Source organism: Agromyces sp. NPDC052230 (assembly GCF_040679595.1).
In the GTDB taxonomy this organism is placed as follows: Bacteria; Actinomycetota; Actinomycetes; order Actinomycetales; family Microbacteriaceae; genus Agromyces.
This window is the reverse complement of the sequence record NZ_JBFAVC010000013.1, coordinates 1-26,807: the sequence shown is the minus strand read 5'-3', so window position 1 is coordinate 26,807 and position 26,807 is coordinate 1. Positions and strand designations below refer to the sequence as shown.

At 70.8% G+C, this 26,807-nt stretch carries 27 protein-coding genes and 1 rRNA gene; 15 read left to right on the top strand and 13 right to left on the bottom strand.

Going from position 1 to position 26,807, the window contains the following annotated elements; translation table 11 throughout:
* Positions 1-30 precede the first annotated feature (30 nt).
* Positions 31-855, bottom strand: coding sequence for a 16S rRNA (cytidine(1402)-2'-O)-methyltransferase (gene rsmI / locus AB0K73_RS20395; RefSeq protein WP_360519310.1), 825 nt, complete (start codon positions 853-855; stop codon positions 31-33).
* A gap of 25 nt (positions 856-880) precedes the next feature.
* Entirely contained in the window at positions 881-1,174 is a 294-nt protein-coding gene (locus AB0K73_RS20390; protein WP_360519313.1) for an antibiotic biosynthesis monooxygenase, read from the bottom strand.
* 55 nt (positions 1,175-1,229) lie between these two features.
* On the opposite strand from AB0K73_RS20390, the gene AB0K73_RS20385 reads away from it, so the two are divergent.
* Together AB0K73_RS20385 and AB0K73_RS20380 are read left to right on the top strand one after the other, a co-directional pair.
* The gene (locus AB0K73_RS20385; RefSeq protein ID WP_360519316.1) at positions 1,230-2,903 is read left to right on the top strand and encodes a phospholipid carrier-dependent glycosyltransferase; all 1,674 of its coding nucleotides are present in this window, start codon (positions 1,230-1,232) and stop codon (positions 2,901-2,903) included.
* Positions 2,904-2,947: 44 nt separating this feature from the next.
* Positions 2,948-3,928 carry a putative sulfate exporter family transporter gene (locus AB0K73_RS20380; RefSeq protein ID WP_360519319.1) on the top strand — a complete coding sequence of 327 codons (981 nt, stop codon included), beginning with the start codon at positions 2,948-2,950 and terminating at the stop codon, positions 3,926-3,928.
* A 51-nt stretch (positions 3,929-3,979) separates the two neighbouring features.
* Here AB0K73_RS20380 and AB0K73_RS20375 read toward each other — a convergent pair whose 3' ends face one another.
* The 5 genes from AB0K73_RS20375 to AB0K73_RS20355 all read right to left on the bottom strand — a co-directional run bounded on the left by AB0K73_RS20375 (position 3,980) and on the right by AB0K73_RS20355 (position 7,974).
* A complete protein-coding gene (locus AB0K73_RS20375; protein WP_360519322.1) occupies positions 3,980-4,945 on the bottom strand; it encodes an NAD(P)-dependent alcohol dehydrogenase in 966 nt (321 codons plus the stop codon).
* Positions 4,942-5,940 (bottom strand): NAD(P)-dependent alcohol dehydrogenase, encoded by a 999-nt coding sequence (locus AB0K73_RS20370; protein WP_360519325.1) that lies wholly within the window; start codon positions 5,938-5,940, stop codon positions 4,942-4,944. Before AB0K73_RS20370 ends, AB0K73_RS20375 begins: the two co-directional genes overlap by 4 nt.
* Positions 5,937-6,182 carry a helix-turn-helix transcriptional regulator gene (locus AB0K73_RS20365; protein ID WP_360519328.1) on the bottom strand — a complete coding sequence of 82 codons (246 nt, stop codon included), beginning with the start codon at positions 6,180-6,182 and terminating at the stop codon, positions 5,937-5,939. The genes AB0K73_RS20370 and AB0K73_RS20365 overlap by 4 nt, the downstream gene beginning before the upstream one ends.
* On the bottom strand, positions 6,176-6,607 hold the full coding sequence (locus AB0K73_RS20360) for a hypothetical protein (protein WP_360519331.1): 432 nt from the start codon (positions 6,605-6,607) through the stop codon (positions 6,176-6,178). Before AB0K73_RS20360 ends, AB0K73_RS20365 begins: the two co-directional genes overlap by 7 nt.
* 200 nt (positions 6,608-6,807) lie before the next feature.
* The gene (locus AB0K73_RS20355) at positions 6,808-7,974 is read right to left on the bottom strand and encodes an FAD-dependent oxidoreductase (RefSeq protein WP_360519334.1); all 1,167 of its coding nucleotides are present in this window, start codon (positions 7,972-7,974) and stop codon (positions 6,808-6,810) included.
* 274 nt (positions 7,975-8,248) lie between these two features.
* Between AB0K73_RS20355 and AB0K73_RS20350 the strand changes: the two genes are divergently transcribed.
* The 11 genes from AB0K73_RS20350 to AB0K73_RS20300 all read left to right on the top strand — a co-directional run bounded on the left by AB0K73_RS20350 (position 8,249) and on the right by AB0K73_RS20300 (position 19,119).
* Positions 8,249-8,815 (top strand): cysteine hydrolase family protein, encoded by a 567-nt coding sequence (locus tag AB0K73_RS20350; RefSeq protein ID WP_360519337.1) that lies wholly within the window; start codon positions 8,249-8,251, stop codon positions 8,813-8,815.
* Between the two features lie 95 nt (positions 8,816-8,910).
* Positions 8,911-10,206, top strand: coding sequence for an O-acetylhomoserine aminocarboxypropyltransferase/cysteine synthase family protein (locus AB0K73_RS20345; protein WP_360519340.1), 1,296 nt, complete (start codon positions 8,911-8,913; stop codon positions 10,204-10,206).
* A complete protein-coding gene (locus AB0K73_RS20340) occupies positions 10,203-10,793 on the top strand; it encodes a CoA-binding protein (RefSeq protein WP_360519343.1) in 591 nt (196 codons plus the stop codon). Before AB0K73_RS20345 ends, AB0K73_RS20340 begins: the two co-directional genes overlap by 4 nt.
* Positions 10,794-10,906: 113 nt before the next feature.
* Positions 10,907-11,872, top strand: a complete 966-nt coding sequence (locus AB0K73_RS20335; protein ID WP_360519346.1) for a HAMP domain-containing sensor histidine kinase — start codon at positions 10,907-10,909, stop codon at positions 11,870-11,872.
* Positions 11,873-11,882: 10 nt separating this feature from the next.
* Positions 11,883-12,563: a response regulator transcription factor gene (locus AB0K73_RS20330; RefSeq protein ID WP_360519349.1), complete on the top strand. Its 681-nt coding sequence runs from the start codon at positions 11,883-11,885 to the stop codon at positions 12,561-12,563.
* Between the two features lie 150 nt (positions 12,564-12,713).
* Positions 12,714-13,778, top strand: coding sequence for an ABC transporter substrate-binding protein (locus tag AB0K73_RS20325; RefSeq protein ID WP_360519353.1), 1,065 nt, complete (start codon positions 12,714-12,716; stop codon positions 13,776-13,778).
* A gap of 74 nt (positions 13,779-13,852) precedes the next feature.
* A complete protein-coding gene (locus AB0K73_RS20320; RefSeq protein ID WP_360519356.1) occupies positions 13,853-15,598 on the top strand; it encodes an iron ABC transporter permease in 1,746 nt (581 codons plus the stop codon).
* Positions 15,599-15,661: 63 nt separating this feature from the next.
* The gene (locus AB0K73_RS20315; RefSeq protein WP_360519359.1) at positions 15,662-16,807 is read left to right on the top strand and encodes an ABC transporter ATP-binding protein; all 1,146 of its coding nucleotides are present in this window, start codon (positions 15,662-15,664) and stop codon (positions 16,805-16,807) included.
* A 99-nt stretch (positions 16,808-16,906) separates the two neighbouring features.
* Complete coding sequence (locus AB0K73_RS20310) at positions 16,907-17,326, top strand: GNAT family N-acetyltransferase (protein WP_360519362.1); 420 nt, start codon at positions 16,907-16,909, stop codon at positions 17,324-17,326.
* A 121-nt stretch (positions 17,327-17,447) separates the two neighbouring features.
* Positions 17,448-18,839 (top strand): L-serine ammonia-lyase, encoded by a 1,392-nt coding sequence (locus tag AB0K73_RS20305; RefSeq protein ID WP_360519365.1) that lies wholly within the window; start codon positions 17,448-17,450, stop codon positions 18,837-18,839.
* A gap of 85 nt (positions 18,840-18,924) precedes the next feature.
* Entirely contained in the window at positions 18,925-19,119 is a 195-nt protein-coding gene (locus AB0K73_RS20300) for a hypothetical protein (protein ID WP_360519368.1), read from the top strand.
* 39 nt (positions 19,120-19,158) lie between these two features.
* Here the strand turns inward: AB0K73_RS20300 and AB0K73_RS20295 are convergent, their stop codons facing one another.
* The 3 genes from AB0K73_RS20295 to AB0K73_RS20285 form a co-directional block, all read right to left on the bottom strand.
* Entirely contained in the window at positions 19,159-19,671 is a 513-nt protein-coding gene (locus AB0K73_RS20295; protein WP_360519371.1) for a rhodanese-like domain-containing protein, read from the bottom strand.
* 120 nt (positions 19,672-19,791) lie between these two features.
* Positions 19,792-21,066 carry a M18 family aminopeptidase gene (locus tag AB0K73_RS20290; protein WP_360519374.1) on the bottom strand — a complete coding sequence of 425 codons (1,275 nt, stop codon included), beginning with the start codon at positions 21,064-21,066 and terminating at the stop codon, positions 19,792-19,794.
* Positions 21,067-21,094: 28 nt separating this feature from the next.
* Positions 21,095-22,033, bottom strand: coding sequence for a DnaJ domain-containing protein (locus AB0K73_RS20285; RefSeq protein ID WP_360519377.1), 939 nt, complete (start codon positions 22,031-22,033; stop codon positions 21,095-21,097).
* A gap of 139 nt (positions 22,034-22,172) precedes the next feature.
* On the opposite strand from AB0K73_RS20285, the gene AB0K73_RS20280 reads away from it, so the two are divergent.
* On the top strand, positions 22,173-22,598 hold the full coding sequence (locus AB0K73_RS20280) for a DUF1761 domain-containing protein (protein WP_360519380.1): 426 nt from the start codon (positions 22,173-22,175) through the stop codon (positions 22,596-22,598).
* Positions 22,599-22,634: 36 nt separating this feature from the next.
* Here AB0K73_RS20280 and AB0K73_RS20275 read toward each other — a convergent pair whose 3' ends face one another.
* Positions 22,635-24,215, bottom strand: a complete 1,581-nt coding sequence (locus tag AB0K73_RS20275) for a methyltransferase (protein WP_360519383.1) — start codon at positions 24,213-24,215, stop codon at positions 22,635-22,637.
* A 145-nt stretch (positions 24,216-24,360) separates the two neighbouring features.
* Here AB0K73_RS20275 and AB0K73_RS20270 point away from each other — a divergent pair, with 145 nt between their 5' ends.
* The gene (locus AB0K73_RS20270) at positions 24,361-24,696 is read left to right on the top strand and encodes a hypothetical protein (protein WP_360519386.1); all 336 of its coding nucleotides are present in this window, start codon (positions 24,361-24,363) and stop codon (positions 24,694-24,696) included.
* Positions 24,697-24,717: 21 nt separating this feature from the next.
* Here AB0K73_RS20270 and AB0K73_RS20265 read toward each other — a convergent pair whose 3' ends face one another.
* Together AB0K73_RS20265 and rrf are read right to left on the bottom strand one after the other, a co-directional pair.
* Entirely contained in the window at positions 24,718-26,610 is a 1,893-nt protein-coding gene (locus AB0K73_RS20265) for a DUF255 domain-containing protein (RefSeq protein WP_360519389.1), read from the bottom strand.
* A 103-nt stretch (positions 26,611-26,713) separates the two neighbouring features.
* Positions 26,714-26,807, bottom strand: a 5S ribosomal RNA gene (rrf, locus tag AB0K73_RS20260); the annotation flags it as partial.

Sequence of the window (26,807 nt, the reverse complement as noted above, 5' to 3'; positions counted from 1 at the left end):
ACGGACACCTGCATTCCCCAAGCCCAGGCGTCAGCCCTGCCGTCGGGCGGCGAGCGCGGCCTCGTACAGCTCCCGCTTGCCGAGGCCGCTCTCGGCGGCCACGAGCGCGACGGCGTCCTTCAGACGGGTTCCGGATGCCGCGAGCCCGAGCACCCGTTCGAGTGCGTCCGCGGCATCCGCGTGCTGCTCGGGCGCCCCACCCACCACGATGCAGATCTCGCCGCGCACGCCGCCTTCGGCCCAGGCGGCGAGCTCGGCGAGGCCGCCGCGGCGCACCTCCTCGTAGAGCTTCGTGAGCTCGCGGCACACCGCCGCCGGGCGCTCCGCGCCGAATGCGTCGGCGAGTGCCGTGAGGCTCGCTGCGAGCCGCGAGGGGCTCTCGAAGAACACGAGCGTGCGCCGGTCGCCCGCGAGTTCGGCGAGCCGTCGGGCACGCTCGCCCGCCTTGCGCGGCAGGAAGCCCTCGAACGCGAACCGATCGGTCGGCAGGCCCGAGACGGCGAGCGCCGTGATCACCGCCGACGGCCCGGGGATCGCGGTGACCTGGACGCCCGACGCCACGGCCTCCTGCACGAGCGGGAAGCCCGGATCCGACACGGTCGGCATGCCCGCGTCGCTGAGCACGAGGAGGTCGCGGTCCCGTGCGAGCTCGACGAGCTCTGCGGCCACCTTCCGCTCGTTGTGCTCGTGCAGCGCGATCAGCCGTGGGCGGTTCACGATGCCGAGTCCGGCCAGGAGGCGCTGCGTCACGCGCGTGTCCTCGGATGCCACGACCGAGGCCTGCTCGAGCGCCTCCCGAAGGCGGGCCGACGCGTCGCCGAGGTTGCCGATGGGCGTCGCGGCGAGGATGATCATGCCCCCAGTGTCTCAGGAGCGCGGCTCAGGGCGCGTCGGCGAGCGTTCCCTCCTCGGCGGCGACGAGCGCATCGATGGCGGCGAAGAACGCGGCGATGCCCGGCAGGTTCGCGCCCTTCTCGCGGGAGGCGGCGAAGTGCTCAGGCCGCTCCCACGTGACGATGTCGAGCCACTCGCCCTCGGGCAGCCGCACGAGCCGCGCGTCGACGAACCCCTCGCGGTCGGCGGCGAAATCGGCGAGCATTCCGGGCCTCGCCGCGATGAGCGCATCTTCATGGTCGGGTCGTACTCGGAATCTCGTCAGCTCGATCGTGGTCATGCCGCCGAACGTACCGTGCGGCACCGTCATCGCGTGCCCGATTACGCTGGGGCGCATGGGTGCTGAAACGGGGGCGACCGACGTGCGCGCGACGCGCGAGGACGCGGCATCCGTCGACGACGACACCCCCGAACCGAGTGCTGACACCGCCGCCGTCGCCGAGCGCCGCGGCACGCGCCTCGACGACTGGTGGGCGCGCGTGCTCACGACGCCCCGGCGCCGCGCCCTCTGGTACTGGGGCGGGCCGATCCTCGTCACGCTCTTCGCCGCCGTGCTGCGGTTCTGGAACCTCGGCCACCCGCAGGCGATCGTCTTCGACGAGACCTACTACGTGAAGGACGCGTGGACGCTCCTCCAGAACGGGTACGAGTCCGACTGGCCCGACGGCGCCGACGAGGACTTCGCGCGCGGCGACACCGGCATCTTCGAGGACGACCCGGCGTACGTCGTGCATCCGCCGCTCGGCAAGTGGATGATCGCGCTCGGCATGGCCGCGTTCGGCGCCGACAGCGCGTTCTGGTGGCGAGCGTCCACGGCGCTCGCGGGCACCGTCGCCGTGTTCGTGCTCGCCATGGTGGCCCGGCGGCTCTGGCCGTCGACGGTCGTCGCGGTGATCGCCGCGTTCCTCCTCGCGGTCGACGGCAACGCGATCGTGATGTCGCGGGTGGCCCTCCTCGACAACTGGATCATGCTGTTCGCCCTGCTCGGATTCTGGTTCGTGCTGCTCGATCGCGAGGACGCGCGGCGTCGTCTCGAGGAGCGGCTCGCCGCAGCCCGGGCCGCCGGGCGGGATCCCCACTACGGCCCGGCGATCTGGGCGCGCCCGTGGGTGGTCGCCGCCGGCGTCGCGTTCGGCGCGGCGTGCTCCGTGAAGTGGTCGGGCGTGTGGTTCCTCGCGGCGTTCGGCCTCTACCTCGTGGTCGTCGACGCCCTCGCGAGGCGGCGGGCGGGCGTGCCGTTCTGGCTCACGGCCGCCGTACTCAAGCAGGGGCCCGTGACATTCCTCCTTTTCGTGCCGGTCGCGGTGTACGTCTACGTCACCTCGTGGACCGGTTGGCTCATCACCGACGGCGGCTACTACCGGGGCTGGGCGGATGACCCGGCCAACGCGGCGACCGGATGGCTCTCCTGGGTTCCGCACGCGCTGCAGAGCCTCTGGCACTACCACGAGTCGGCGTACACGTACCACGTCGGCGTGCACGGCGACCATCCGTCGCAGTCCAGCCCGCTCTGGTGGCTCATCATGTTCAAGCCGACGAACATGTACTTCTCCGCCACCGAGGACGGGTCGGGCGGATGCGGCGCCGACACGTGCTGGGAGTCGATCATCGGCATCGGCAACCCGCTCATCTGGTGGGCGGCGGCCGCGGCATCCGTCTACCTCGTGTACCGGCTGGTGCGCTACCGCGAGTGGCAGACGGGCGCGATCCTGCTCGGCCTGGCCGCCGGTTACCTGCCGTGGCTCATGTACCTCGACCGCACGGTGTTCCAGTTCTACTCGATCGCGTTCCAGCCGTACACGATGCTCGCACTCACGGCGGTCATCGTGCTCATCCTCGGTCGCCGCGACGACCCGAGGTGGCGGCGGCTGCGAGGCGTCGCCGTCGTCGCGATCTTCCTCGGCTTCGTGCTGCTCGTGTCGGCGTTCTACTACCCGATCTGGACGGCCATGCCCGTGACGCCCGAGTTCCGGCAGTTGCACTTCTGGACGCCGAGCTGGGTGACGTGACGAGCGACTCGGGGTCGGATGACGCGGCCGGGAGGCGATCCGCGATGCCGATATGGATGCCCGGACTCGTGGTCGCGGCATCCGCGGCCCTCGTCTCGTGGCTCGTGCACCTCGCCGTGCCGGCGGTGCCCATTCTCACCGCTGCGGTCGCCCTCGGCATCGTCGTCGGGCAGGTGCCCGCGCTGCGGCCCGGGCTCACCGGCGGGCTTGCGCCCGGGTTCCGCGTGGCCGCGCGGCGGCTGCTGCGGCTCGGCATCGTGCTGCTCGGGCTGAAGCTCAGCCTCGTCGACATCGCCGAGCTCGGCTGGGTGTCGATCCTCGCCACGATCGCGGTGGTCGTCATCACGTTCGTCGGCACGATCGGGCTCGGTCGCGCCATGGGCCTGCCCGGACACCAGCCCGTGCTCGTCGCGAGCGGGTTCGCGATCTGCGGTGCGTCCGCGGTCGGCGCGATGGCGGCGACGGTGCGTGCCCGCGACGAGGAGCAGGCGGTGCCGATCGCCCTCGTGACGCTGTGCGGCACGCTCGCCATCGCGGTGCTGCCCGCGCTGTGGCATCCGCTCGGCCTCTCGGCGACCGGGTTCGGGCACTGGGTCGGCGCCGGCGTGCACGACGTCGGGCAGGTCGTCGCGACGGCGCAGCTCGCGGGCTCTGCGGCGCTCGCCGTTGCCGTGGTGGTGAAGCTCACCCGGGTGCTCATGCTCGCGCCGATGGTGGCGATCACCGCCGCCGTCGAGCGTCGGCGGGCGATCGAGCCGAGCGGAACACGCCCCGCGATCGTGCCGCTGTTCGTCGCGGGGTTCCTCGCGGCGGTGCTGCTCAACACGTTCGTGCCGCTGCCCGAGCCGGTACTGGTCGCCACCGACCTCGTGCAGACGGCGCTGCTCGCGACCGCGCTGTTCGCGCTCGGCGCCTCCATCCGCTTCGCCGAGCTCGCACGAACGGGGTGGCGGGCGCTCGTCGTGGGGCTCGCGTCGTGGATGCTCGTCGCGGCGCTCGCCTACGGCGCCGTGCTGCTCGGGTGAGGCTCGCGGGTCGCGGGTCGCGGGTCGCGGGTCGCACCGGTCGGCCGGGCCTTACACGGTGAGCACGAGCTTTCCCCGCACGGTGCCCGATTCGAACCGGGTGAGCGCGTCGGCGGCGCGCTCGAGCGGGAACACCTCGTCGACCACGGGCCGCACCTCCCCCGCGTCGATTCGGCGTGCGAGCTCAGCGAGGTCGTCGCCGCTCCGCCTCGCGGCGAGGGTGACGAGACGTTGCGACACGAAGGGGGAAACTGCCGCGACGCGGATCATGCGCCCGATCGGGCCGAGCACCTTCCCGCCCTTCCCCGACGAGAGCACGAGCGTGCCTCGGGGCGTGAGTGCGCGGCGCAGGCGTCCGAGCGGATGATCGGCGACGACGTCGAAGATCACGTCGTAGTGGGTGCCGCCGGCCGTGAAGTCCTGCGTGGTGTGGTCGATCACGTGGTCGGCGCCGATCGCGCGCACGTGCTCGGCCTTCGAGCCGCGGCACACGCCCGTGACCTCGGCGCCCATCGCCTTCGCGAGCTGCACGGCGAACCCTCCGACTCCGCCCGAGGCGCCGTTCACGAGCACATGCCGGCCGGGGGCGACGCCCGCGAGCCGGAGGCCCTGCAACGCCGTGGTGCCCGAGACCGGCACCGCCGCGGCGTGCACCACGTCGATGCTCGAAGGACGCGCCGCGACGAAGCCCTCCTGCACGGCGACGAACTCGGCGTACCCGCCCTGGTCGGACTCGGCGTACACGGCGTCACCCGCGGCGAAGCGGGTGACCCGTGCCCCGACCGCCGCGACCTCGCCCGCGACATCCCGCCCGATGGTCGGCCGCTTCGGCCGCCGCAGCCCGAACGCGAGACGGACGGCACGTGGCTCGCCGCGCATGATCAGCGCGTCCCCCGCGCTCACGCCCACGGCGCGTACGCGGATGAGCACCTCGTCGTCGGCCGGCACCGGCGCCGCCACCTCGGCGAGCGCGAGCACCTCGGGTCCGCCGTAATGGTGCTGCACGACGGCCCTCATGACGCGACCGCCTTCGTGTCGGCGGCGATGATGCGCACGACGACGCTGCCGGCCTTGTGGCCGGTGTCGACGATGCGGTGTCCGGCGGCGATGTCGTCGAGGGTCACCTCGCGCTCGATGGGCGGCCGCAGGGTTCCGGATGCCGCGAGCGCGCCGAGCTCCTCGAGATCGGGGACCTTGTCGGCATCCTTCCGGAGACCCGTGAACATGATGACCGCCCTCCGGCTGCCCGACTTCGACGTGAGCTGCTGGAGCATGATCGCGAAGGACGGCACGGTGGTGAGGTAGGTGCCTCCGGGCGCAAGCGCGCGCCGGCAACGGCGGAAGGTGCTCTTGCCGACGGCGTCGAAGATCACGTCGTAGCCGTCGCGCTCGGCCGTGAAGTCCTCGCCGGTGTAGTCGATCACCCGGTCGGCGCCGAGCGAGCGCACGAGCTCGACGTGGGCCGGCCCGCAGACCGCCGTGACCTCGGCACCGAGGTGCTTCGCGAGCTGCACGGCCGCGGCGCCGACGCTTCCGGAGGCGCCGTTGACGAGCACCCGCATGCCCGGGCGGACGTGCGCGCCGTCACGGAGGAAGGGCAGCGCGGTCAGGCCGCCGTCGCAGATGGCCGCGGCATCCGTCATGTCCACCGCGGCGGGAAGCGCCACGATCGCGCCCGTCTCGGCGACGATGAGCAGTTCGGCGTGCCCACCGGCGTCGACGCCGGTCGCCCCGAACACGCGGTCGCGGACGGCGAAGCGCGTCACGCCGGGGCCGATCGCGTCCACGACGCCGGCGAAGTCGGAGCCGAGCACCGGCCGTTTCGGTGCGCGGAGCCCGAATGCGAGCCGCGCGAACCACGGGGTGCCCGACCGCCCCGCGCTGTCGGACGCGCCGATCGAGGCGGCGTGCACGCGGATGCGCAGCTCCCCCGCTCGGGGCTCGGGTTCGGGCCGCTCGGCCACGGCGACCACCTCGGGCGGACCGTACCGTTCGTAGGCTGCGACTCTCATGATGCTGCTCCCTGCTGGTCTGATTCGGTGTCGGGGTATTGGAAGACGTCGTCGAGCGGGACCCCGAACACCCGCGCGATCTGGAAGGCCACCTCGAGCGACGGCGAGTACCGGCCCTGCTCGATGGCGATGACGGTCTGGCGGGTGACGCCCAGGCGCTTGGCCAGCTCGGCCTGCGTCATCTCGCCGTGCCGGAAGCGGAGCGAGCGGATGTCGTTCGTGACCCGCGTGGGCTTCACCACGTCGGCACGCCCTTGCGGTAGGCGACGAGCTTGGTGACGCTGAGCAGGATCGCCGAGAGCACGAAGCACAGGTAGACGGCGTTCGCGATCCAGAACCAGTGCACCTGGAGCATCGCGAGCAGGAGCGCCGCGAGGGCGCCGATCACGACGAACGAGTTGCCGACGCGTTCGCCGAGCCGGTCGATCTCCTTGTCCCGCACGTCGGGCGTGTTCGTCTCGCTCGGGTTCACGATCTCGAACAGGATGCGTCCGATGATCGCGGCGACGATCGCGCCGCCGATGGTCCACAGCATCGGCACCACGTAGTCGACCCGCTCGACCGGCGTGCCGGCGACGAGTTGCGGCAGCACGAGGGCGAGGTACACGCCGTACCCCGTGATCGCGACCACGAGGAAGACCCACGTGCCCTTCTCCTCGTATGACATGGCTGAGTCTCCTTCGCCGAGAGTGTGTCAAGAATGCTTGACATTCAGTGTCAACGATTATGGACACTGTGTCAAGCATTCTTTACACTCAGCCATCTGCCTGCAGGAGAACAGGCGGTCCACAGGCATCCGGCTACCCGATCCGTCCTGCAGATCGTGCGATCTCCTGCAGACCCTCCTGGAACAGGCTCGACCGCGCCTCAGTGACCCCCGAGCCCCGTCGGCGACCCCGGATGCTCCGCAATCACGCGATCGGCCGCGAACAGGTCGGGCGCGGCTCCCGACCCGTCGGCGAGGTCGGCGAGGATCCGCCCGACCACGGGCGTGAACTTGAAGCCGTGCCCCGAGAATCCTGCGCCCACGACGAGCGGTCCGAGCCGGTCGAGCACGAAGTGCTCGTCGGGCGTCGTCGTGTACGTGCAGCTGATCGGCATGACCTCGTCGGCATCGATGCCGGGCAGCCACTCCCGCGCGTAGCGCTGCAACGCCGCCAGCTGCTCGGGCTCGGCCTCGAAGTCGCGCGCGTCGGGGTCGACCACCGGCCCGACCCCGTGCCATCCGGCCTTCACACCCTCGCCGGGCGTGAGCATGCCGTAGACCGGCGAGAGCCAGTAGTCGTAGCTGTCGCCCGCGCCGGGGAAGTGGTTGAAGCTCGGCCATGCCATCGCCTCGTCGCGCACCGCGAAGTGCGCGGGCTGCTCCTGTGTCACCACGAGCCGCGGCAGCCGCTCGGCACCGATGAGCTTCGTCGTCCAGGCGCCCACGGTCACCACGGCGGTCCGCGCCTCGAACACCTCGGCGACTCCGGCATCGCTGATGGATGCCACGCGCACGAGCCCGTCGTCGACCACGTCGATGCGCGTGGCCTGCGTTCGGTGCCGCACGTCGGCCCCGGCAGCGGCGGCCGTCGCGTGGAGCGCCCGCACCGCGGCATCCGCCCGCACCCGTCCGGCCTGCTCGTTGAACAGCACGCGCGTGTCGAAGCGGATGCCCGGCCACCGCTTCGCCGCCTGCTTCGCACTCAGGAACTCGGCGGGGATGCCCGCTGCGGCGAGCGCGGCCTGCACGTCGTCGAACACGCCGCTCGGTCCGTGGTTGGCCACGCCGACGAGGTCGAGGAGCTCGGTGCCCGACTCGTCCTCGAGTTCGCGCCACAGCGGCAGCGCCTCGGCGAGCATGGCGACGTACGTCCCGTGGGCGTAGGCGACGTTGAAGTTGCGGGTGGCGCCGTGCGAGGCACCCATGCGATGCCCCGGCTCCCACCGCTCGAGCAGCACGACCTCGCGGCCCCGCCTGGCCAGCTGCCATGCCGTGGCGGCGCCCATGGCGCCACCGCCTACCACGATCGTCTCGACGCGTATCACCATGTGGCAGAGCCTAGGCGGGCGCCCTGAGGACTTCCGTGAAGTGCTCGACCACCGGGAACGGCTCGTAGAACCGGTGCAGGAGCTCGCGCCAGCGCACGTACTCGGTCGAGCCGCGGAACCCCTGCTCGTGGGCCTCGACCGTTCCGGGCCGCGCGCGGTCACGAATACCTGAGCCGCGCGCCAGAACATGGCGCGGCTGCCGGTTTTCGCAGACAACGCGCCAGATCGTCCTGCTTCCGCATCGCCGAGCGGCGCGCCGCGGCACGATGGAGGCATGAACGACGCCTTCGACGACACCGCCGCCCTCATCGTCATCGACGTGCAGCAGGGCTTCGACGACCCGTCCTGGGGCGAGCGCGACAACCCCGACGCCGAGGCCAACGTGGGCCGCCTGGTGCAGGCGTGGTCGGATGCCTCGCGGCCGATCGTGCTCGTACGCCACGATTCGCGTTCCTCGGGGTCGACGCTCGCGCCCGGGTCGCCCGGCAACGCGCTGAAGGACGTGGTGGCGGATGCCCCGCACGACCTGTTCGTGACGAAGCACGTGAACTCCGCGTTCTACGGGCAGCCCGACCTGCACGCGTGGCTCCAGGAGCGCGGCATCCGGCAGCTCGTGATCTGCGGCATCCAGACGAACCAGTGCGTCGAGACGACCGCCAGGATGGGCGGCAATCTCGGCTACGACGTCACGCTGCCGATCGATGCCACGCACACGTTCGACCTCGAGGGCCCCGGCGGCGTCCGTTTGACCGCGGCCGAGCTCGCCCGCGCGACGGCGGTGAACCTGCACGGCGGCGGCTTCGCACGCGTGGTCTCGACCGACGAGGTCGTGGGCGCGTGAGCCTCCGGCGGCGAGCGGGCACCGCCACGCGGCATCCGTTGCCCCGCGTTACGACGCCGAGCGGATGCCGCCACCGCACGCAGTAGCGTGAGCGCATGGCAGACCGCGAATTCGGCTTCAAGACCCGCGCCATCCACGCGGGCAACATCCCCGACCAGGTGACGGGGGCGCGGGCGCTGCCCATCTACCAGTCGACCGCGTTCGTCTTCGACGACACCGCGGACGCCGCCGCTCGGTTCGCCCTGCAGAAGTACGGCAACATCTACTCCCGCCTCGCCAACCCCACGGTCGCGAGCTTCGAGGAGCGCGTCGCGAGCCTCGAGGGCGGCCTCGGCGCCGTCGCCACGGCGAGCGGCCTGAGCGCGCAGTACATCACCTTCGCGAGCCTCGCCGGCTCGGGCGACCACATCGTCGCCTCGGCGAACCTCTACGGGGGCTCGATCACGCAGCTCGACGTGACCCTGCGCCGATTCGGCGTCGAGACGACGTTCGTGCGCTCAGCCGACCCCGCCGACTACGCCGCCGCGATCACCGACAAGACCAAGGCGCTCTTCGTCGAGACGATCGCGAACCCGTCGGGCGAGATCGCCGACCTCGAGGGCCTCGCCGATGTCGCGCGCGCGCACGGGATCCCGTTCATCGTCGACTCGACGATCCCCACGCCCTACCTCAACCGCCCCATCGAGTGGGGCGCCGACATCGTCACCCACTCGGCCACGAAGTTCCTCGGCGGGCACGGCACGACCCTCGGCGGCGTGGTCGTGGAGTCCGGACGCTTCGACTGGCACACCGACAAGTTCCCGCTGTTCGGTCAGCCGGTGCCGAGCTACGGCGGCCTGCAGTGGTCGGGCAACTTCGGCGAGTACGCGTTCCTCACCCGCCTGCGCGCCGAACAGCTGCGTGACATCGGCCCGGCGCTCGCGCCGCACTCGGCGTTCCTCCTCGCGCAGGGGGTCGAGACGCTGCCGTACCGAGTCCAGGCTCACGTCGACAACGCGCGCGACGTGGCCGAGTGGCTCGAGGCCGATCCGCGCATCGAGCACGTGTGGTGGGCGGGCCTGCCGAACCACCCGCACCACGATCGCGCGCAGAAATACCTGCCGAAGGGGCCTGGCTCGGTGTTCAGTTTCGAGGTCAAGGGCGGCCGTGCCGTGGGCCAGCAGCTCATCGAATCGGTCAACCTCGCCTCGCACCTCGCCAACATCGGTGACGCGAAGACCCTCATCATCCACCCCGCGTCGACGACGCATGCGCAGCTGAGCGAACAGCAGCTCGTCGACGCCGGCGTGCTGCCGGGAGTGGTGAGGATTAGCGTGGGCATCGAAGACGTTGAAGACATCATCGACGATCTCGACCAGGCCCTCACGGCCGCGACAGGAGGCACACGATGACGACGGCGACGGATGCCACGACCGACGACCTGGAGACCGTGCGACTCGTCAACGGCCTCTCGTGCGAACTGCCGGCGAGCTCCCCGCTCGCGAAGCTCCTGAAGTCGCAGCGCACCTGGGTCGGACCCGACGCCAAGCAGCGGCTGCGCATCCTCAACGCCGCGAAGTCGGTGGCCATCGTGGGCGCCTCGCCGAACCCGGCCCGCTCGAGCTACTTCGTGGGCACCTACCTGCAGCAGTCGAGCGACTACCGCCTCTACTTCGTGAACCCCAACGCCACCGAGATCCTCGGCCAGCCCGCGTACGCGAGCCTCGCCGACCTGCCCGAGGTGCCCGACATCGTCGATGTGTTCCGCCGCGCGAGCGACATCCCGAGCGTGATCGACGAGGCCCTCGCCATCGGCGCGAAGACCGTGTGGGTGCAGCTCGGCATCTGGAACGAGGAGGCCGCGCGCGACGGCGAGGAGCAGGGCCTCACGGTCGTCATGGACCGCTGCATCAAGGTCGAGCACGCGCGCTTCCACGGCGGGCTGCACCTGCTCGGCTTCGACACGGGACAGATCACCTCGCGCAAGACGCTGCGCTGACTCCGGCGGCGCCGAGCAGACCTCGTCGCCGTGCAGCGCATCGCGATGGCGCCGGTTGTCGAAGCTGTATCATGGGGGCGACCGCAGTCACCGCATCGAGGAAGTTGCGTACCATGGCGAGCCACGTCGACTCGACGCGCGCGCGCTCCGCTCGGTTCCGACGCCTGGCCGTTCTCCGGGGCCTCCCCGGCGTCCTCGCGGCCGCCTGCCTCGCCGGGTGGATCGGCCTCTTCCTCGCACTGCTGGCACGGTCGTGGGCTGCGTCGTGGATCCTCGCCGTCATCGTGTTCCTCGTCTCGGTGGCTCTGGCGCTGACCGCGTACTCGGAATGGCGGCGCCTTCGGATCGACCTCGGCAGGATCGGAGAGGTCGCGGGGCAGACGAGTGAACGGATGGCCGTGCTGAGCCACGAGATCCGTACCCCGCTCAGCCTCATCAAAGGCGCGAGCGACCTGCTGCTCGAAGGCACTCCCGGACGACTCAACGCAACCCAGGAGAAGTTCATGCGGACGATCGGCGAGAACTCCTCGAGTCTCGTGGAGCTGGCCGAGGACCTGTTGACCCAAGCCCGGATCGATTCGGGCATGTTCGACCTCCACCTCGACCGGGTCGATCTGCGCGCCCTGGCGAAGAGCACCGTCGAGGAACTTCGAACACTGCACCGTGTCGCGATCGCCCTCGACTGTCCCGGTGCCCCGCCGCGCGCCTGGGTCGACGCCAGGCTCATCAGGCAAGCCATCATCAACCTCGTGAACAATGCCGTGAAGGCGAGCCCCGAGGCGTCGACGGTGACGGTGCGGATCGTGAACGGGCCGGGCGAGGTGACCGTCTCCGTCTCGGACGACGGCTCCGGCATGAGCGACGTGGAGCGCAGTCAGCTGTTCGAGCGATTCGCGAGCGGTCACCCGCTGCGCGACGGCACGGGCATCGGGCTCGTGATCACCCGCCAGATCGCGCAGATGCACGGCGGCCGGCTCTACGTCGACACGATGCCCGATCGAGGCACCACGATCATCATGACGCTTCCCGCGCGAATGAATCCGGTGAACGACGATGGTCAGCGAAACTCCGCGCGCTAAGGCGCTCGTCGTGGACGACGAGCGGCAGATGATCGACATCGTGTCGTTCGCGCTCGAGACGCAGGACTTCGACACGGTGCAGGCTCTCGACGCCGAGACCGCGTGGCAACTCACGCGACAGCATGCATTCGACATCGTGATCCTCGACGTCATGCTGCCGCGCTCGAGCGGATTGACCCTGTGCCGCCGGATCCGGCTCGATTCCGACGTGCCGATCCTCCTGTTGACGGCGAAAGGAGAGGCGGCCGACCGGGTCGCAGGACTGGAGGCGGGGGCCGACGACTACGTCGTCAAGCCGTTCCACCCCCGCGAGCTCGCACTGCGAGCACAGGGGATCGTGCGGAGATACCGAGATCGAGGCGACGGATCACGGACTGTCGTGGGCGACCTCGTCATCGACCATCGCTCATCGACAGCGACGCGCCACGGCCAACGGATACCGCTGTCGCAGAGCGAGTTCAGGCTCCTCGCCACGCTCGCCACCCATCACGACGAGGTGCTCGGTTGGTCGTACCTGTTGCAGGCCGTCTGGGGCACCGACTCGCTCCTCGGCGGGCGCGAGATGGTGAAGACCGCGATCTACCGCCTCCGCGCCAAGTTGGAGGATGCTCCGACGGATGCGAGCTACATCGCGACCGTTCGCGGCCGGGGATACCGGATGATGCAGCGCCCCGACGACGGACGAACCTGACCCGGTACCCGACTTCGGTCACGAGACTGTGACCGAGCGTGCCCATTCGTGACCCACCCGACTCTCCCCGCGACCTACCGTGATGAGTGGCGCTCGATGATGTCGTCCGGGCGCTATTCCCCCCGATTTCACGAGACAGAGGATCACGACATGGGAAGAATAGCTGCCCCGGCGGCCGCACTGTCGGCGCTTGCGCTCCTGCTCGGCGGCTGCGCCGTCACCCCGAGCTCCGACGGCGCGGCTGCGGTCGACCCGGACGCACCGCTGGGCGGGAGCATCACGATCGCCTGCGGTGCGATGGAGGACTGGTGCCAGGCCATGGTCGCGGCCTTCACCGAGGAGACCGGCGTCGACGCCGACTTCGTGCGACTCTCGTCGGGTGAGACCGTTGCGCGTCTGGACGCCGCCAAGGCCGCGCCCGAGTTCGACGTCTGGCACGGCGGTCCCGTCGACGGATTCGGCGCCGCCCGTGACGCCGGCCTCCTCGAGCCGTACGAATCCCCGAACGCCGACGCCATTCCGTCGGAGTACCGGGATGCCGACGGCTACTGGACCGGCGTGTACGTCGGCGCGCTGGGCTTCTGCTCGAACCAGGCCGTCCTGGACGAACTCGGAGTCGACGTGCCGACGAGCTGGGACGACCTGCTCGATCCCCGGCTGAAGGGCCAGGTGTCGACCGCCCATCCGTCGACGTCGGGCACCGCCTTCACGACGCTGTGGACGCAGGTCACCCGCCTCGGCGGCGAGGAGCAGGGACTCGCCTACATGAAGCAGATGCACAACAACGTGCTCCAGTACTCGAAGAGCGGCACGGCACCCGGCCAGATCGCAGGTCGCGGCGAGGTGGCGGTGGGTCTCGTCTTCTCCCATGACTGCGTCAAGTACCAGAAGGAGGGGATGACCGACCTGGTCGTCTCATTCCCCTCGGAAGGCACCGGGTACGAGGTCGGCGGCATCGCGCTCGTGGCCGGCTCGAAGAACAAGCCGGCCGCCCAGGCGTACATCGACTGGGCCCTCACGGCGGACGCACAGAACATCGGGCCGACGGTCGGATCCTTCCAGATCCTGACGAATCCCGACGCGGTCGTCGATCCACGCATGGTTGTGCTCGACGATGTCGACCTCGTCGACTATGACTTCGCTGCGGCATCCGCCGCAAAGCCCGAGCTCACCGCCCGCTTCGACGCGGAGATCGCTGCCGCCCCCAAGGAGTAGCCGAACCCCCTGTTCGCTCGAACCGTCATGCGGGGCCGCACGGCCCCGCATGACGACCCGAAGGAGTACCCCCGTTGAGCATCGAAACCGTGGCTGCGCCGGTGGCGCCGAAGCCGTCATCCAGAACGAGCAGGCCCCCCGAGGTGCGGCATGACACCGCGACGCGAGTCGTCGCCGTCGCCGTCGTCGCGATCCTCGCGGTCCTCATCGTCATCCCCGTGCTGACGATTCTCTCGACGTCGGCGTCACGCGAGGGCCTCGCGGTCTTCGCCTCCATCTTCAGCTCCCCCGTCAACCGCCAGATCATCCTGAACACGGTGGTCCTCGGAACGATCGTCGGCGTCCTCGGCACGGCGATCGGGTTCCTCCTCGCCTATGTACAGGTCCGGATGGAGTTCCGCGGCAAGCGCCTGCTGCATCTCATCGCCCTGCTCCCGATCGTGTCGCCCCCGTTCGCCCTGGCCACCGCGGTCATCACGCTGTTCGGGCGGAGCGGCCTGGTCACGCGCGACCTGCTCGGCATCACGCCGAACATCTACGGACTGCCGGGTCTGACGATCGTCCTGAGCCTGTCGTTCTTCCCGGCGGCCTACATGAACCTCCTCGGCATGATGCGCAGCCTCGACCCGTCACTCGATGAGGCGGCGTCGGGATTGGGCGCCTCGAAGTGGCGGGTCTTCCGAAGCATCACCATCCCCATGCTCGTGCCGGGCTTCGCGAGTTCCTTCCTCCTCCTCTTCGTCGAGACCATCGCGGACCTCGCGAACCCGCTCGTCATCGGCGGCGACTTCACGGTGCTGTCGTCACGCGCGTACATCGCGATCACCGGCGAGTACGACGTGGCTTCCGGTGCCGCGTACTCGGTCGTGCTGCTCCTTCCCGCGGTGCTCGTCTTCCTCATCCAGCGGTACTGGGCCGGTCGGAAGAGCGTGGTGGCGGTTACGGGGAAGCCGGCCGGCCGACCGGACCTGATCACATCCCAGCCGGCTCGGATGCTGCTGCTCGCACCGGTCACCCTGTTCGCGGGGCTCATCGTCCTCATCTATGCGACCGTGGTCGTCGGTGGATTCGTCTCGATCCTCGGCGTCAACAACAGCTTGACGCTCGATCACTATGCCTACGTCCTCAGCGGGATCGGCTCGGATGCGATGGTGACGACGACGACGCTCGCCCTGATCGCCACGCCGCTGGCCGGCATCCTCGGCATGGCGGTCGCGTGGTTGGTCGTTCGGAAGTTGCGGCGCGGCCGATCCCTGATGGACTTCCTCGGCATGCTCGGCCTCGCCGTTCCCGGCACCGTGCTCGGGATCGGTTACGCGTTGACGTTCAACACCCCGCGCGGCGTCGGCGACGTCGTCCTCATCCCCGCGCTGGCCGGCGGCGGCGCGGTGTTCGGTGGTGTCGTCGCGATCGTCATGGTCTACGTGATCAGGTCGAGTCCGTCGGGGCAGCGGGCGGGCGTCGCGGCCCTGCAGCAGATCGACATGGCCATCGACGAGGCATCCGCCTCGCTCGGAGCTTCGGGGCTCACGACCTTCCGCAAGATCACGGTGCCGCTCGTGCGGCCGGCGCTGTTCGCCGGGCTCACCTACGCGTTCGCACGCTCGATGACGACGCTGTCTCCGATCATCTTCCTCACCACGCCGCAGACGAAGATCATGACCTCGCAGATCCTCTCCGAAGTCGACGCTGGGCGGTTCGGCAACGCCTTCGCGTACTGCACGATCCTCATCGTGATCGTCATGGGCGTGATCGGCATCCTCAACCTCCTCATTCGCGAGCGGCCCGTCGGCCGGTCCGCCGATGCACTTGCGACCTGACGCGAGCCCATGCCGCCGCCTTCCACGACAGCACGCACCATCCGACAGAGAGTAGAACCCCCGATGACGATCACCATGCATGACACGCCCGTCCGTGACGCCGGCGACACCGTGGGCCGACTCGTTCTCAACGGCATCCAGAAGGCATTCGGGAGCGCGGGCTCCAGAGTCGTCGCGGTGGACGACTTCACCCTCACCGTCGAGCCCGGCGAGTTCGTGACGTTCCTCGGGCCGTCCGGCTGCGGGAAGACGACGACCCTCCGCATGATCGCCGGCTTCGAGTCGCCGACCGCCGGCTCCGTCTCGCTCGACGACGAGGACATGGTCAGCCTGACTCCGGATCGCCGGCCGATGGGCATGGTCTTCCAGTCGTACGCGCTCTTCCCGCACATGACCGTGTTCGAGAACGTCGCGTACGGACTGAAGCTCAAGGGCCTGCCGACGAAGCAGGTGAAGGAGGAAGTCGGGTTCGCGCTCGCCTCGATGAGCCTGACCAACCTCGCGAACCGGGCACCGAACCAGCTCTCCGGCGGGCAACAGCAGCGGGTCGCGCTCGCCCGCGCCATGGTCGTCAAGCCGAAGGTGCTGCTCTTCGACGAGCCATTGAGCAACCTCGATGCCAAGCTTCGCGCGCAGATGAGGCTGGAGATCCGGCGCCTGCAGCGCCGTCTGGGCATCTCGAGCGTGTACGTGACCCACGACCAGGATGAGGCGATGAGCCTGTCCGACCGCATCGTCGTGATGCGGAGCGGGCGGATCGAACAGGTGGGCGCGCCCGACACGATCTACCGCCACCCCGCGTCGGTGTTCGTCGCCGACTTCATCGGGCGTGCCAACTTCCTGGATGTCGATGAGGTACGGGCGGATGCCTCGACGGGTCGCGCCAGCGCCACGGTGCTCGGGAGTCGGATCATCGTCGACGCGCACCCGAACGCGGTCGCGGGAAGTGACTGCGTGCTGCTCGTGCGGCCCGAATCCATTCGCGTGCGGCCGTTCGGCGACACCGAGGAACGGATCGCCGGGAACCACGGGAGGGTGCTCTCCGCCGTGTTCTACGGCGAGAGCGTGGAGTACGAGATCGAGACCGAGGTCGGCAACATCGTGGCCGTCGTCTCGGACCCGACGTTCACCGAGATCGCCCCGGTGGGCACCATCGTGGGGGTCTCGTTCGCGCCGGAGCGAGCGTGGCTCCTGCCCGCCGGGGACTGACTCCCGGACGACGCTGCGCTGACCCCGCGCATCGGGGCGGTCCACCGATCGTGGAGTGGCCTCTTGTCCGCACCCGCCCCGGGGCGGTGTGATCGAGGGATGCCCGACGATCTCGAATTCTCCGACGACCCCGCGCGACTCGACCGCGATCGCATCCACGCCTGGCTCTCCGAGGAGTCCTACTGGGCGGCGGGTCGTTCGCGGGCGAGGCAGGATGCCGCGGTCGAGGCGTCCCGCAACTTCGGCGTGTACGACGCCATCACCGGCGAGCAGCTCGGGTATGCACGCGTGGTCACCGACGGCGTGACGTTCGCGTGGCTCTGCGACGTGTTCGTAGCCACGGACGCCCGCGGACGCGGTGTCGGCGTCGCCCTCATCGACGGCGTCGTCGCGGCACTCGAGCCGATGGGACTTCGGCGTGCCATGCTCAGGACCCTCAACGCGCACGGACTCTCCGCGAAGTTCGGGTTCGGGCCGGTCGCCAGCCCGGAGGAGATCATGGAGCTCCGAGCCGGCTGACCCCCCACGCCGCAAGCACCAGGGAATCGCGCCGCTCTCGTGCGTCGGAGCGGCATCCGACGCACACTTCCTGCAACCGCCCGCCGGAACCGTGCGCGGAATGCCACGTAGCCTTGGGAGCGTGACAGCGTTCGTCTCAGCCCTCGACCTGTTCTCGATCGGGATCGGGCCCTCGAGTTCCCACACCGTCGGCCCCATGCGGGCCGCTCGGGCGTTCGCCGAGCAGCTCGCGAGGGCGGGGCTGCTCGAGCGAGTCAGCCGGGTCACGTGCTCGCTCTACGGCTCGCTCGGCGCGACGGGGCTCGGCCACGGCACGCCCGATGCGGTGGTCGCAGGCCTCGCCGGCCTGAAGCCCGACGACTGCGACCCCGACCAGGTGCGCGGCGCGTGGACCCGCTTGGGGCCCGAGTGTGCGACCGTGCACGTCGCGGGGCGGCATCCGATCACCATGACGCAGGGCGACGTCAGCCTCGAACCGCGCACGCGTCTGCCCGGGCACCCGAATGCACTCACGCTCCAGGCATGGGGCGACGACGAGGCCCTTCCCCTTGCCGAGGAGACCTACTACTCGGTCGGCGGGGGCTTCATCCGCCGAGAGGGCGAAGCAACGCAGGAGGGCGAGGCGCTGCGGCATCCGCTGCCCTACGACACGGCCGACGAGCTGCTCGCCCTCTGCGAGGAGCACGGCGTGTCCTTCTCCGACATCGCCCGCTCCAACGAGATCTCGGTGCACGGCGAGGACGGCATCGACGCGGGGCTCGACGCCATCTGGGCGGCCATGGCCCAGTGCGTCGAGCACGGGCTCGTCACCGACGGCACGCTGCCCGGCGGCCTCCGCGTGAAGCGCCGCGCGCCCGAGGTGCGACGCCGGCTCGAGGAGTACGACCGCGACGAGGCTGCACACACGAACGGCGTCCGCGACACGTCGACCGAGTGGCTGCACGCGTTCGCGCTCGCCGTCAACGAGGAGAACGCCGCCGGCGGGCGCGTCGTCACCGCGCCGACGAACGGTGCGGCCGGCATCATTCCCGCGGTCGGTCACTACTACCTGCGGTTCGTGCCCGGTGCGGATGCCGCCGGCATCCGCCGCTACCTGCTCACCGCCGCCGCGATCGCGTCGCTCGTGAAGAAGAACGCGTCGATCTCGGGCGCCGAGGGCGGATGCCAGGCCGAGGTCGGCTCGGCCTGCGCGATGGCGGCGGGCGGCCTGTGCGCCGTGCTCGGGGGAACCCCTCGGCAGATCGAGAACGCCGCCGAGATCGCCATGGAGCACCACCTCGGACTCACCTGCGACCCCGTCGCCGGCCTCGTGCAGGTGCCGTGCATCGAGCGCAACGCCATCGCCTCGTCGACCGCGGTGTCGGCCGCGAGGCTCGCGCTGCACGGCGACGGCACGCACGTCGTCTCGCTCGACACCGTCATCGAGACGATGCGCCAGACGGGCCTCGACATGATGTCGAAGTACAAGGAGACGAGCGAGGGCGGACTCGCCGTCAACGTCATCGAGTGCTGAGCGAGGCCGCACGCACGTGCCGGAATGCCCGTGTCCCCCGATCGGGTCGTCGCGCCCGCGCGGTGCGGTCTGACAACCTGTGCTGGTGACCCCAGAACCCTACACACCCGACATGCTCTTCGGAGCCGGCCTCATCGGCATCATCATCGGCCTCGTCGTCTACCTCGCGATCCTGGCCCTGAGCCTGTGGATCGGCTACCTCATCATCAAGGCCGCGGTGCGGAACGGACTGCGCGAGCACACGCTGTGGCTCGAGCAGCGTCGGGGACCGCTGCGCTGACGGGCAGGCGTCGGAGTCCCGGCCGACGCCCGCCCGGGCTCAGCAGGCGCAGGTGATGTCGTGGTTGATGTGGGCGTCGCCCGCGAGTCCGTCCTGCGCGACATTCGTGAGCGCGTCGGGCGGCAGTTGCGCGAGCCCGTCGGCCGTGTCGAACGCGAAGCCCTCGCGCACCCAGTACTCGAAGCCGCCGATCATCTCCTTGACCGGATACCCGAGCAGCGCGAACTCGAGCGCGGCGCGCGTGGCGCCGTTGCATCCGGGACCCCAGCAGTAGACGACGACCGGCGTTCCGGACGGGATCCGCTCAGCCGCCTCGGCGGCGATGCGACGGCGGGGCAGGTGCATCGCGCCCGGCACGTGCCCCTGCGCCCACGACTCGTCACTGCGCGTGTCAACAAGTACGAAACCGGGCTCGGGCGCGGCGAGTGCGGCCGCGACATCCGACACGTCCGCCTCGACGGCCAAACGTCCGCGGAAGTGGGCGATGGCGTCGGCCTGGGTGGCCACGTGCTCGAAGAGGTCGGATGCCGCGTGCGTCATGGTCTTGGTCATGACAATCACCCTCGCACCGGCGGGTCGGCGAGGGCGCGTGAAATCACGCCGTCGTGCCGCGAGATCCCGCCAGCGTCGCGGACGGCCGGACGGGTGGGCGTCAGTCCGTCGGGCCAGGCCTCAGACGACCGGTGCGAAGAACGCCGTGGCCGCCGCCGCGAGCGCGACGAGGTCGTCGACGTGCGCGAGCTCGCGAGCGGAGTGCATCGAGAGCAGCGGCGTGCCGACGTCGACTGTGCGGATGCCGAGGCGGGTGGCACTGAGCGGCCCGATCGTGGAGCCGCACGGTATCGCGTTGTTCGATACGAACGGCTGCGTCTCGATGCCGGCCTGGCGGCAGGTGCGTGCCCACAGCGCCGCGCCGACGGCGTCGCTCGCGTACCGCTGGTTCGCGTTGAGCTTGAGGAGCGGCCCGCCGCCGAGTCGCGGGCGGTTCGACGGATCGTGCCGCTCGGGGTAGTTCGGGTGCACGGCGTGCCCGGCGTCGGAAGAGAGCAGCCACGAGTCCGCGAATGCGCGTCGGCGGTCGCTGTCGTCGGAGCCGAGTGCCGCACCGATGCGCACGAGCACGTCCTCGAGGAAGGGTCCGCTCGCCCCTGAGCGCGACTCCGAGCCGAGCTCCTCGTGGTCGAATGCCGCGAGCACGCTCACGTGCTCGGCCTCGGGGGGTGCCGCGAGCACCCCGACGAGTCCGGCGAACACCGACGAGAGGTTGTCCATGCGGCCGGCCGCGAAGAACGCGTCGTCGAGCCCGAATCGCTCAGGCGCCTGCGTGTCGGCGGCGAGCAGGTCGTGTCCGCCGACGTCGCCGAGTTCGATGCCCGCGATGCCGGCGAGGTGCGCGAGCAGGTCGCCCGCGGCGGCCGCGCCCCACACGGGCTGCAGGTGCCGCTGCTTGTCGAGCGTGAGCGCCTTGCTCACGTCGCGGTCGAGGTGGATCGCGAGCTGCGGGATGCGCAGGAACGGACCCGTGCGCACGAGGTGCTCGGCGCCGTCGCGGGTCACGATGCGGCCGGCGAGTTCGAGCTCGCGGTCGAGCCATGAGTTCAGGAGCGGCCCGCCGTACACCTCGACGCCGGCCTGCAGGAGGCCCTCGGCGGTCGGCGACGGGCCGGGCTTCAGCTTGAACGACGGCGAGTCGGTGTGCGCGCCGAGGATCCGGAACGGCGTCCGGCTCGTCGCACCCTCGGGCTGCACCCAGGCGATGACGGCGCCGTCGCGGACGACCACGCGCCTGCCCGGGGTCGCCGGCCACTCGTCGCGTTCGTCGAGCCGCTCGAAGCCGTCGGCCTCGAGTCGCGCGGCGACCGCGGCGGCGGCGTGGTACGAGGACGGGGATTCCCGGATGAAGTCGGCGAAGTCGGCGATGTGGGCGTCACGATCAAGCTCAGGCACCCCTCCATCCAACACCCCGCCACCCCGGCTACGCGAACCGGACGACCGCCTGCAGGCGCGAGCGCACCTCCATGACCTCGGTGCCGCCGAGGTGCGCCGAGCCGGGGAACCCCTCGCGCACGGCGCTTGCGAGCCGTGAGCTGCGCACGAGTGCGACGACGGCCCCGCGGATGCTTCCGCCGAGCTCGAGCGGTTCCGCGGCGTGGTCGTCGGGCACGACGATGACGAGCGCCGTCGGCTTCACCCGGGCGGCCCGACCGATGGCCTTCGCCCGCGCCGCGAGCGCCCGGAACGGACGCTCGCCGCCGAGCGCCTCGCCCACGAGCTCGCCGCGCTTGAGCGCGACGGGCGCGCCCCAGTCCTCGGACTGGATGGCGAACAGGCCCGTGGGGCCGAGCACGAGGTGGTCGAGCTTCGGCGGCAGGCCGGGGCCCGCGGCCTCCGTCGCCACATCGTGCCAGACCGTGTAGGCGATGCCGAGGGTCGAGAGCGATCGGGCGGTCGCCTCCTCGGCGAGCGCGTCGGCGAGGATGTGCCGGATGTCGCGGGGCGCACTGCGCACCAGCGCCGGGTCGTAGGGGTCGTCGAGCGTCACGCCGCGGCCCGCCCACTCTCGGATCCGGTCGAGGTAGAGCTCCCGAGTCAGCCCGCCCGGATGCCCGTAGGAACGTGCGAGCGGCCGCGAGTCGCGCGGCCGGCGCGGAGCGGCCGGCGCCCACGCCTCGCGGGCGGACGACGGCATCGAGCCCACGGTGCCGCGGTCGAACGCGGCCCTCGCCTCGGGGGTCCCGACGAGCAGCCACGCGCGCTGCACGGCGTGGAACGTGGCCGGGTCGCCGCCGGTGTCGGGGTGCGCATGGCGCAGGGCCCGGCGGTACGCCAGCCGAAGGGCTGCGGCATCCGCGTCGGCGGGAACGCCCAGCACCTCGTACGGGGAGTCGGAGAGCGGACTATCGGGCAAGGGCATTGGCTCGCTTTCAGGTGTGCGACCACGAGACTACCGCCGCAGGCTCGGTGATCGCCGAGACGTGGCGTTCCCCGGCCTGAGCAGGGCTCGGCGCTAGACTCCGGGCAGGCGCGGCCGTGCCGCGAGGGGAGGCATCGGCATGCTCATCGACGTGAACTACTGGGCGGTGGCGATCGCGACGATCTCGACGATGGTGATCGGATCGATCTGGTACACACCACGGGTGTTCGGCAACTACTGGATGCGCGTCGCCCGGGTCGATTCCGGCGATCGCAGCGCGGTGGCGCCGATCGTGACGACCGTCATCGTGAGCTTCGTCTCCGCGTGGGTGCTAACGCTCGCGACCCAGGTGGCCTGGCTTGCTTTCGGCGGCAGCTACCTGCTCCTCGCACTCCTCACCGGCATCCTGCTGTGGGCGGGCTTCACCGCCGCGCGCTTCATCACGCACGACGCGTTCGAGGGACGTCCCGCAGGGCTCACCATCGTGAACATCGGGCACGAGCTGGTGACCGCGGTGGTCATGGCGCTGATCATCGGCGCCTGGCCGCCCGCGGGCACGGTCTGAGCGGCGGATGCCCCGAGCCGCCGTCGCGCGGCGGGCTCAGGCCTCGGCGGGCAGCATCAGCATCCCGTCGTCGATGAGCGCGCGAACGGCGGGCAGCAGGTCGGCGGAGAGCGCCACCTCGTCGACCTCGAGGAGCTGCGCGATCGCCGAGACGATGGCGCCCACGGTGAGCGCGCCATCGCACGCGCCGACGAGGGCCGCGAGCCCGGTGTCGAGGTCGACCACCCGGCCGAAACCGCCGCCCTGTCGCAGCAGCATGGCCGTGGGGTCGTCGTCGCCGGGCCAGTAGTGGCGCTCCTCGGTGACGTCACCCGCGACCGTGAGCCGGGTCGCGGAGAGTGCGTGGTCGTCGAGCGACGCCTGCCGATCGTGGGCCGCAAGGCAGGCGGCGAGATGCACGCCGAGGCCGCCCGGGCTCACGCCGAGTGGCCCGTGCCGCCGTTCGACGCGGGCGATCCTCGTACGCTCGGCGGGCGAACCGGACGGGCGCCGCAGCAGCACGTACCCGAAGCCGATCTCCCGTACGCCGCGGCGCTCGAAGTCGTCGAGCCACGCGTCGTAGAGCCGATCGAACTCGGCCGTGCCCGGTCGGGTGCCGCCGTCGCGGATCCACGTCTCGGCGTACTCGGTGATGCGCTGCACCTCCCGCTCCACGATCCAGTACTCGAGGTCGCCCGCCCAGTCGCGCACCGGGTCGAGCGCGTCGACGCCGTCGCGGACCTCCCAGTTGCCGAGGAACTGCGCCACGCCGCCTGGGCGCAGGTGCGCGGCGGCATCGCGCATCATCGCCTCGACGATCGCATCGCCGACGAGGCCGCCGTCGCGGTACTCGTACTCGGGAACGCCGGCCGCTCGCGGCGTGATCACGAACGGCGGATTCGACACGATGCGATCGAATCGCTCCCCGGCGACCGGCTCGAACAGGCTCCCGAGCCGGAACTCCACGCCCTCGATGCCGTTGAGCTCGAGGTTGAGGCGCGCGAGCCGCAGCGCCCGCCCGGAGATGTCGGTCGCGACCACCTGCGACGCGAAGCGCGACGCGTGCATCGCCTGGATGCCGCAGCCCGTGCCGAGGTCGAGCACGCGCTCCGCCGGGGTGGGCAGCATGAGCCCCGACAGCGTCATCGACGCTCCCCCGACGCCGAGCACGTGCTGCTCGCCGAGCGGCCCACCGAGCGCGAGTTCGCCGAGGTCGGAGATGATCCACCAATGCCCCTCGCCGCGGGCGTCGCTGAACGCATAGGGTCGCAGATCGAGTCGGGCGCGCACGGATGCCCCACCCGCATCGCGCGCGACGAGGCCGAGCTCGGTCGCGCCCTCCAGGCCGAGCGACGGCAGCGCGGCGACGGCGTCCGCGGCCGGCACGGGCAGAGCCAGCACGAACAGCTCCGCGAGCGTCGCGAGGGCGGCGGATGCCCCGTGGCCGACCCGTCGGGCCTCGAGCATGCGGCGCGCCGGCACGCGTTCGCCGCGATGCAGTGCGGCAGCGGCATCCGCCCCCCAGAACGCTTCGAGCGTCTCGACCGTGAACGCCGCCGCATCGAGATCTGAACGCAGGAGCGCGAGGAGCTCGCCGGTGCGCCGCTCGGCTGCGGTCGGCGGGAGTGCGTCGTTCACTGCACCATTCAACCGCACCGCCGACCCGCGAGATGGTCACGTGGGCGTCATCTGTCGTCCATCTGAGGACGACCGGTGTAACCCGAGCGTCACACGCTCCACGTAGCGTTGGTTACGATCGAATCAAGCGAGGGGAGGTCGCGACATGGCTGAGGCATCGACGTTGGAACGCCTGCGGCAAGACGCACGCGACGAACTCGCGGCGCTCATCGAGCTGCGCTGCCGGCTCGGCGAAGACCCGTGGGTCTTCCTCCCCGAGCTCCCCTCGGTCGACGAGCAGGTCGTGGCGACGCTCCGCGAGGAGCGGCTCCACTCCGACCGCTGGAGCCCGGCACGGGCTCGCGCGTACCACCCGACGGCGCGCCGTGGCGACGCCGCGCGCTTCGAGTACGAGCTGCTCCGCGAGATCGCCCTCGACCACCCCGACCTCAGCACGGCGGTGTGGTCGTTGCTCGATCGCATCGAACGGCTGAGCCGTTAGCCCGTCCGTCCTTCGTGCGGCTCAGCCGTCGACTCCCAGACCGGCGAGCTCCTCGGCGCGGTGCACGGGTAGCGCGCACACGAATGCCCGGCACCGGTAGGCGGTCGGCCGCTGGTCGGTCGCGATGCGTCCCTCGAACAGCTCGAACCCGGCTGCGGCGAGCTCGCGCGCCTGCGAGTCGGTGACGATGGTGGCGACGGATGCCTCGTGCCGACGCGTCGCCTCGAGGAGTCTTGCAGCCCCAGGCTCGACCCCTTCCTCGGGGCGGCCGTCGGGAACGACGGTGACGAGTTGCACGAGTGGCGCCGCAAGCCGTGCCATGACCGCGAGCGCCCCGCCGAAGGCGATCGGCCGTTCGACGGCCATGCCTGCCACCGAACGCATCGCTCGCTGGGCGAGTTCGAGGTACCCGTCGCCCGCGCCGAACGCGTAGAGCCGCCACGCGGCATCCGCGCAGGCCGTGATGCCCGACGGCGTGGCTCCCTCGGCGGGATCCGGCGGGAGCGCCAGACCTCGGGCGACGAGGACGGGGTCACCGCCGGTCGGCGCCGCGAACGGTACCTCGGCATCGGCGGGCGCCGCGGCCCCGGCCGCATCGATCAGCTCGCGGGCCGCCGTCGCGTACCGGGCCTCGCCGGTGGCGGCGGCGAGCTCGAGAAGGCCGCCGGCGAGCATGCCCGAGTCCTCGAGGGTCGCCGTCGCGGGCGAGAGCACGCCGTCGAGCGACGCGCGCACGAGCGAGCCATCTTCGCGTCGATGGTGCTCGAGCAGGGAGTCCGCCGCACGTCGTGCCGCCGCGACGGCGTCGGTACGGTCGAACACGAATCCCGCCCGAGCGAGCGCTCCGATCGCGAGCCCGTTCCAGCCGGTCAGCACCTTCGTGTCGAGGGCGGGAGGCTCGAGGCCCTCACGCCCCGCGGCGTCGCGGTGATAGTAGCCACCCTCGTCGCGCTTGCCATCGATGATGCTCTCGGAGTCCTGGGCGCTCGCGAACCCACCCGATGGCAGTTGCATGCGCTCCGTGAGGAACCCGATGACGCCGTCGGCGAGCCGTTCGACGAAGTCAGGCGGCGTCTCGCCGCGACCGAGTTCGGCTGCGACGCCGAGCAGCAGCGCGTTGTCGGTGAGCATGCGCTCGTAGTGCGGCTCGCTCCAGTCCGCGCGGGTGGCGTATCGGAAGAACCCGCCCTCCACGGGGTCGCGGAGCGGCGAGGCGCCCATGCGCTGGAGCGTCCGGGCGGCGAGCTCTCGACCGTCGGCCCCCGACAGGGTGAGGAACTCCAGCACGGGCGCGACCGGGAACTTCGGCGCACCTCCGAACCCGCCGTGCACACGATCCTCACCGGCCGCCAACGCGCCCGCGGCCGACTCGAGTCGGGCGGGATCGGGCAGTTCGCCGGCGGTGTCGGCGACGGATGCCGCGTCCAGCGCCTGGGCGACGGCGTTCGCCGTCTCGTCGAGGTCGCTGCGACGCTCCCGCCAGGCCTCCGCGACGGCGGCGAGCACGTCAGGGAAGGCGGGAACTCCGCGGATGCCCCGCGGAGGGAAGTACGTGCCCGCATAGAACGTGCGACCCTCGGGTGTCGCGAACACGGTGAGCGGCCAGCCGAGTTCACGGGTGAAGGCGGATGCCGCGGCGAGAAAACTCGCGTCGACCTCGGGATGCTCCTCGCGATCGACCTTGATGGCGACGAACCACTCGTTGATGAGGCGAGCCGTGTCGGGATCGCTGAAGCTCTCCCGCGCCATGACGTGGCACCAGTGGCACGTGGCGTAGCCGATGGAGACGAGCACGGGCACATCGCGTCGACGCGCCTCGGTGAAGGCGTCCTCACCCCACGAGAACCAGTCCACCGGGTTGTCTGCGTGGGCGCGGAGGTATGGGCTCAGCGCGTCCTTCAGGCGGTTCGGCATGCCCTCAGCGTAGAGCGGATGCCGCGGAACGCTCACGGGCTTGACGCCACTCGGTTAAACCAAAGAGAGCCGCCCAACCTTGGGCGGCTCTCTTCGAAAGAATGTCCGGCGGTGTCCTACTCTCCCACAGGGTCGCCCCTGCAGTACCATCGGCGCTGCGAGTCTTAGCTTCCGGGTTCGGAATGTGTCCGGGCGTT

Excerpts from the sequence above, each read along its gene's own strand:
- rsmI (WP_360519310.1), bottom strand. The coding sequence starts at position 855 with ATGATCATCCTCGCCGCGACGCCCATCGGCAACCTCGGCGACGCGTCG.
- AB0K73_RS20390 (WP_360519313.1), bottom strand. The coding sequence starts at position 1,174 with ATGACCACGATCGAGCTGACGAGATTCCGAGTACGACCCGACCATGAA.
- AB0K73_RS20385 (WP_360519316.1), top strand. The coding sequence starts at position 1,230 with ATGGGTGCTGAAACGGGGGCGACCGACGTGCGCGCGACGCGCGAGGAC.
- AB0K73_RS20380 (WP_360519319.1), top strand. The coding sequence starts at position 2,948 with ATGCCGATATGGATGCCCGGACTCGTGGTCGCGGCATCCGCGGCCCTC.
- AB0K73_RS20375 (WP_360519322.1), bottom strand. The coding sequence starts at position 4,945 with ATGAGGGCCGTCGTGCAGCACCATTACGGCGGACCCGAGGTGCTCGCG.
- AB0K73_RS20370 (WP_360519325.1), bottom strand. The coding sequence starts at position 5,940 with ATGAGAGTCGCAGCCTACGAACGGTACGGTCCGCCCGAGGTGGTCGCC.
- AB0K73_RS20360 (WP_360519331.1), bottom strand. The coding sequence starts at position 6,607 with ATGTCATACGAGGAGAAGGGCACGTGGGTCTTCCTCGTGGTCGCGATC.
- AB0K73_RS20355 (WP_360519334.1), bottom strand. The coding sequence starts at position 7,974 with ATGGTGATACGCGTCGAGACGATCGTGGTAGGCGGTGGCGCCATGGGC.
- AB0K73_RS20350 (WP_360519337.1), top strand. The coding sequence starts at position 8,249 with ATGAACGACGCCTTCGACGACACCGCCGCCCTCATCGTCATCGACGTG.
- AB0K73_RS20345 (WP_360519340.1), top strand. The coding sequence starts at position 8,911 with ATGGCAGACCGCGAATTCGGCTTCAAGACCCGCGCCATCCACGCGGGC.
- AB0K73_RS20340 (WP_360519343.1), top strand. The coding sequence starts at position 10,203 with ATGACGACGGCGACGGATGCCACGACCGACGACCTGGAGACCGTGCGA.
- AB0K73_RS20335 (WP_360519346.1), top strand. The coding sequence starts at position 10,907 with ATGGCGAGCCACGTCGACTCGACGCGCGCGCGCTCCGCTCGGTTCCGA.
- AB0K73_RS20325 (WP_360519353.1), top strand. The coding sequence starts at position 12,714 with ATGGGAAGAATAGCTGCCCCGGCGGCCGCACTGTCGGCGCTTGCGCTC.
- AB0K73_RS20315 (WP_360519359.1), top strand. The coding sequence starts at position 15,662 with ATGACGATCACCATGCATGACACGCCCGTCCGTGACGCCGGCGACACC.
- AB0K73_RS20310 (WP_360519362.1), top strand. The coding sequence starts at position 16,907 with ATGCCCGACGATCTCGAATTCTCCGACGACCCCGCGCGACTCGACCGC.
- AB0K73_RS20295 (WP_360519371.1), bottom strand. The coding sequence starts at position 19,671 with ATGACCAAGACCATGACGCACGCGGCATCCGACCTCTTCGAGCACGTG.
- AB0K73_RS20285 (WP_360519377.1), bottom strand. The coding sequence starts at position 22,033 with ATGCCCTTGCCCGATAGTCCGCTCTCCGACTCCCCGTACGAGGTGCTG.
- AB0K73_RS20280 (WP_360519380.1), top strand. The coding sequence starts at position 22,173 with ATGCTCATCGACGTGAACTACTGGGCGGTGGCGATCGCGACGATCTCG.
- AB0K73_RS20270 (WP_360519386.1), top strand. The coding sequence starts at position 24,361 with ATGGCTGAGGCATCGACGTTGGAACGCCTGCGGCAAGACGCACGCGAC.
- AB0K73_RS20265 (WP_360519389.1), bottom strand. The coding sequence starts at position 26,610 with ATGCCGAACCGCCTGAAGGACGCGCTGAGCCCATACCTCCGCGCCCAC.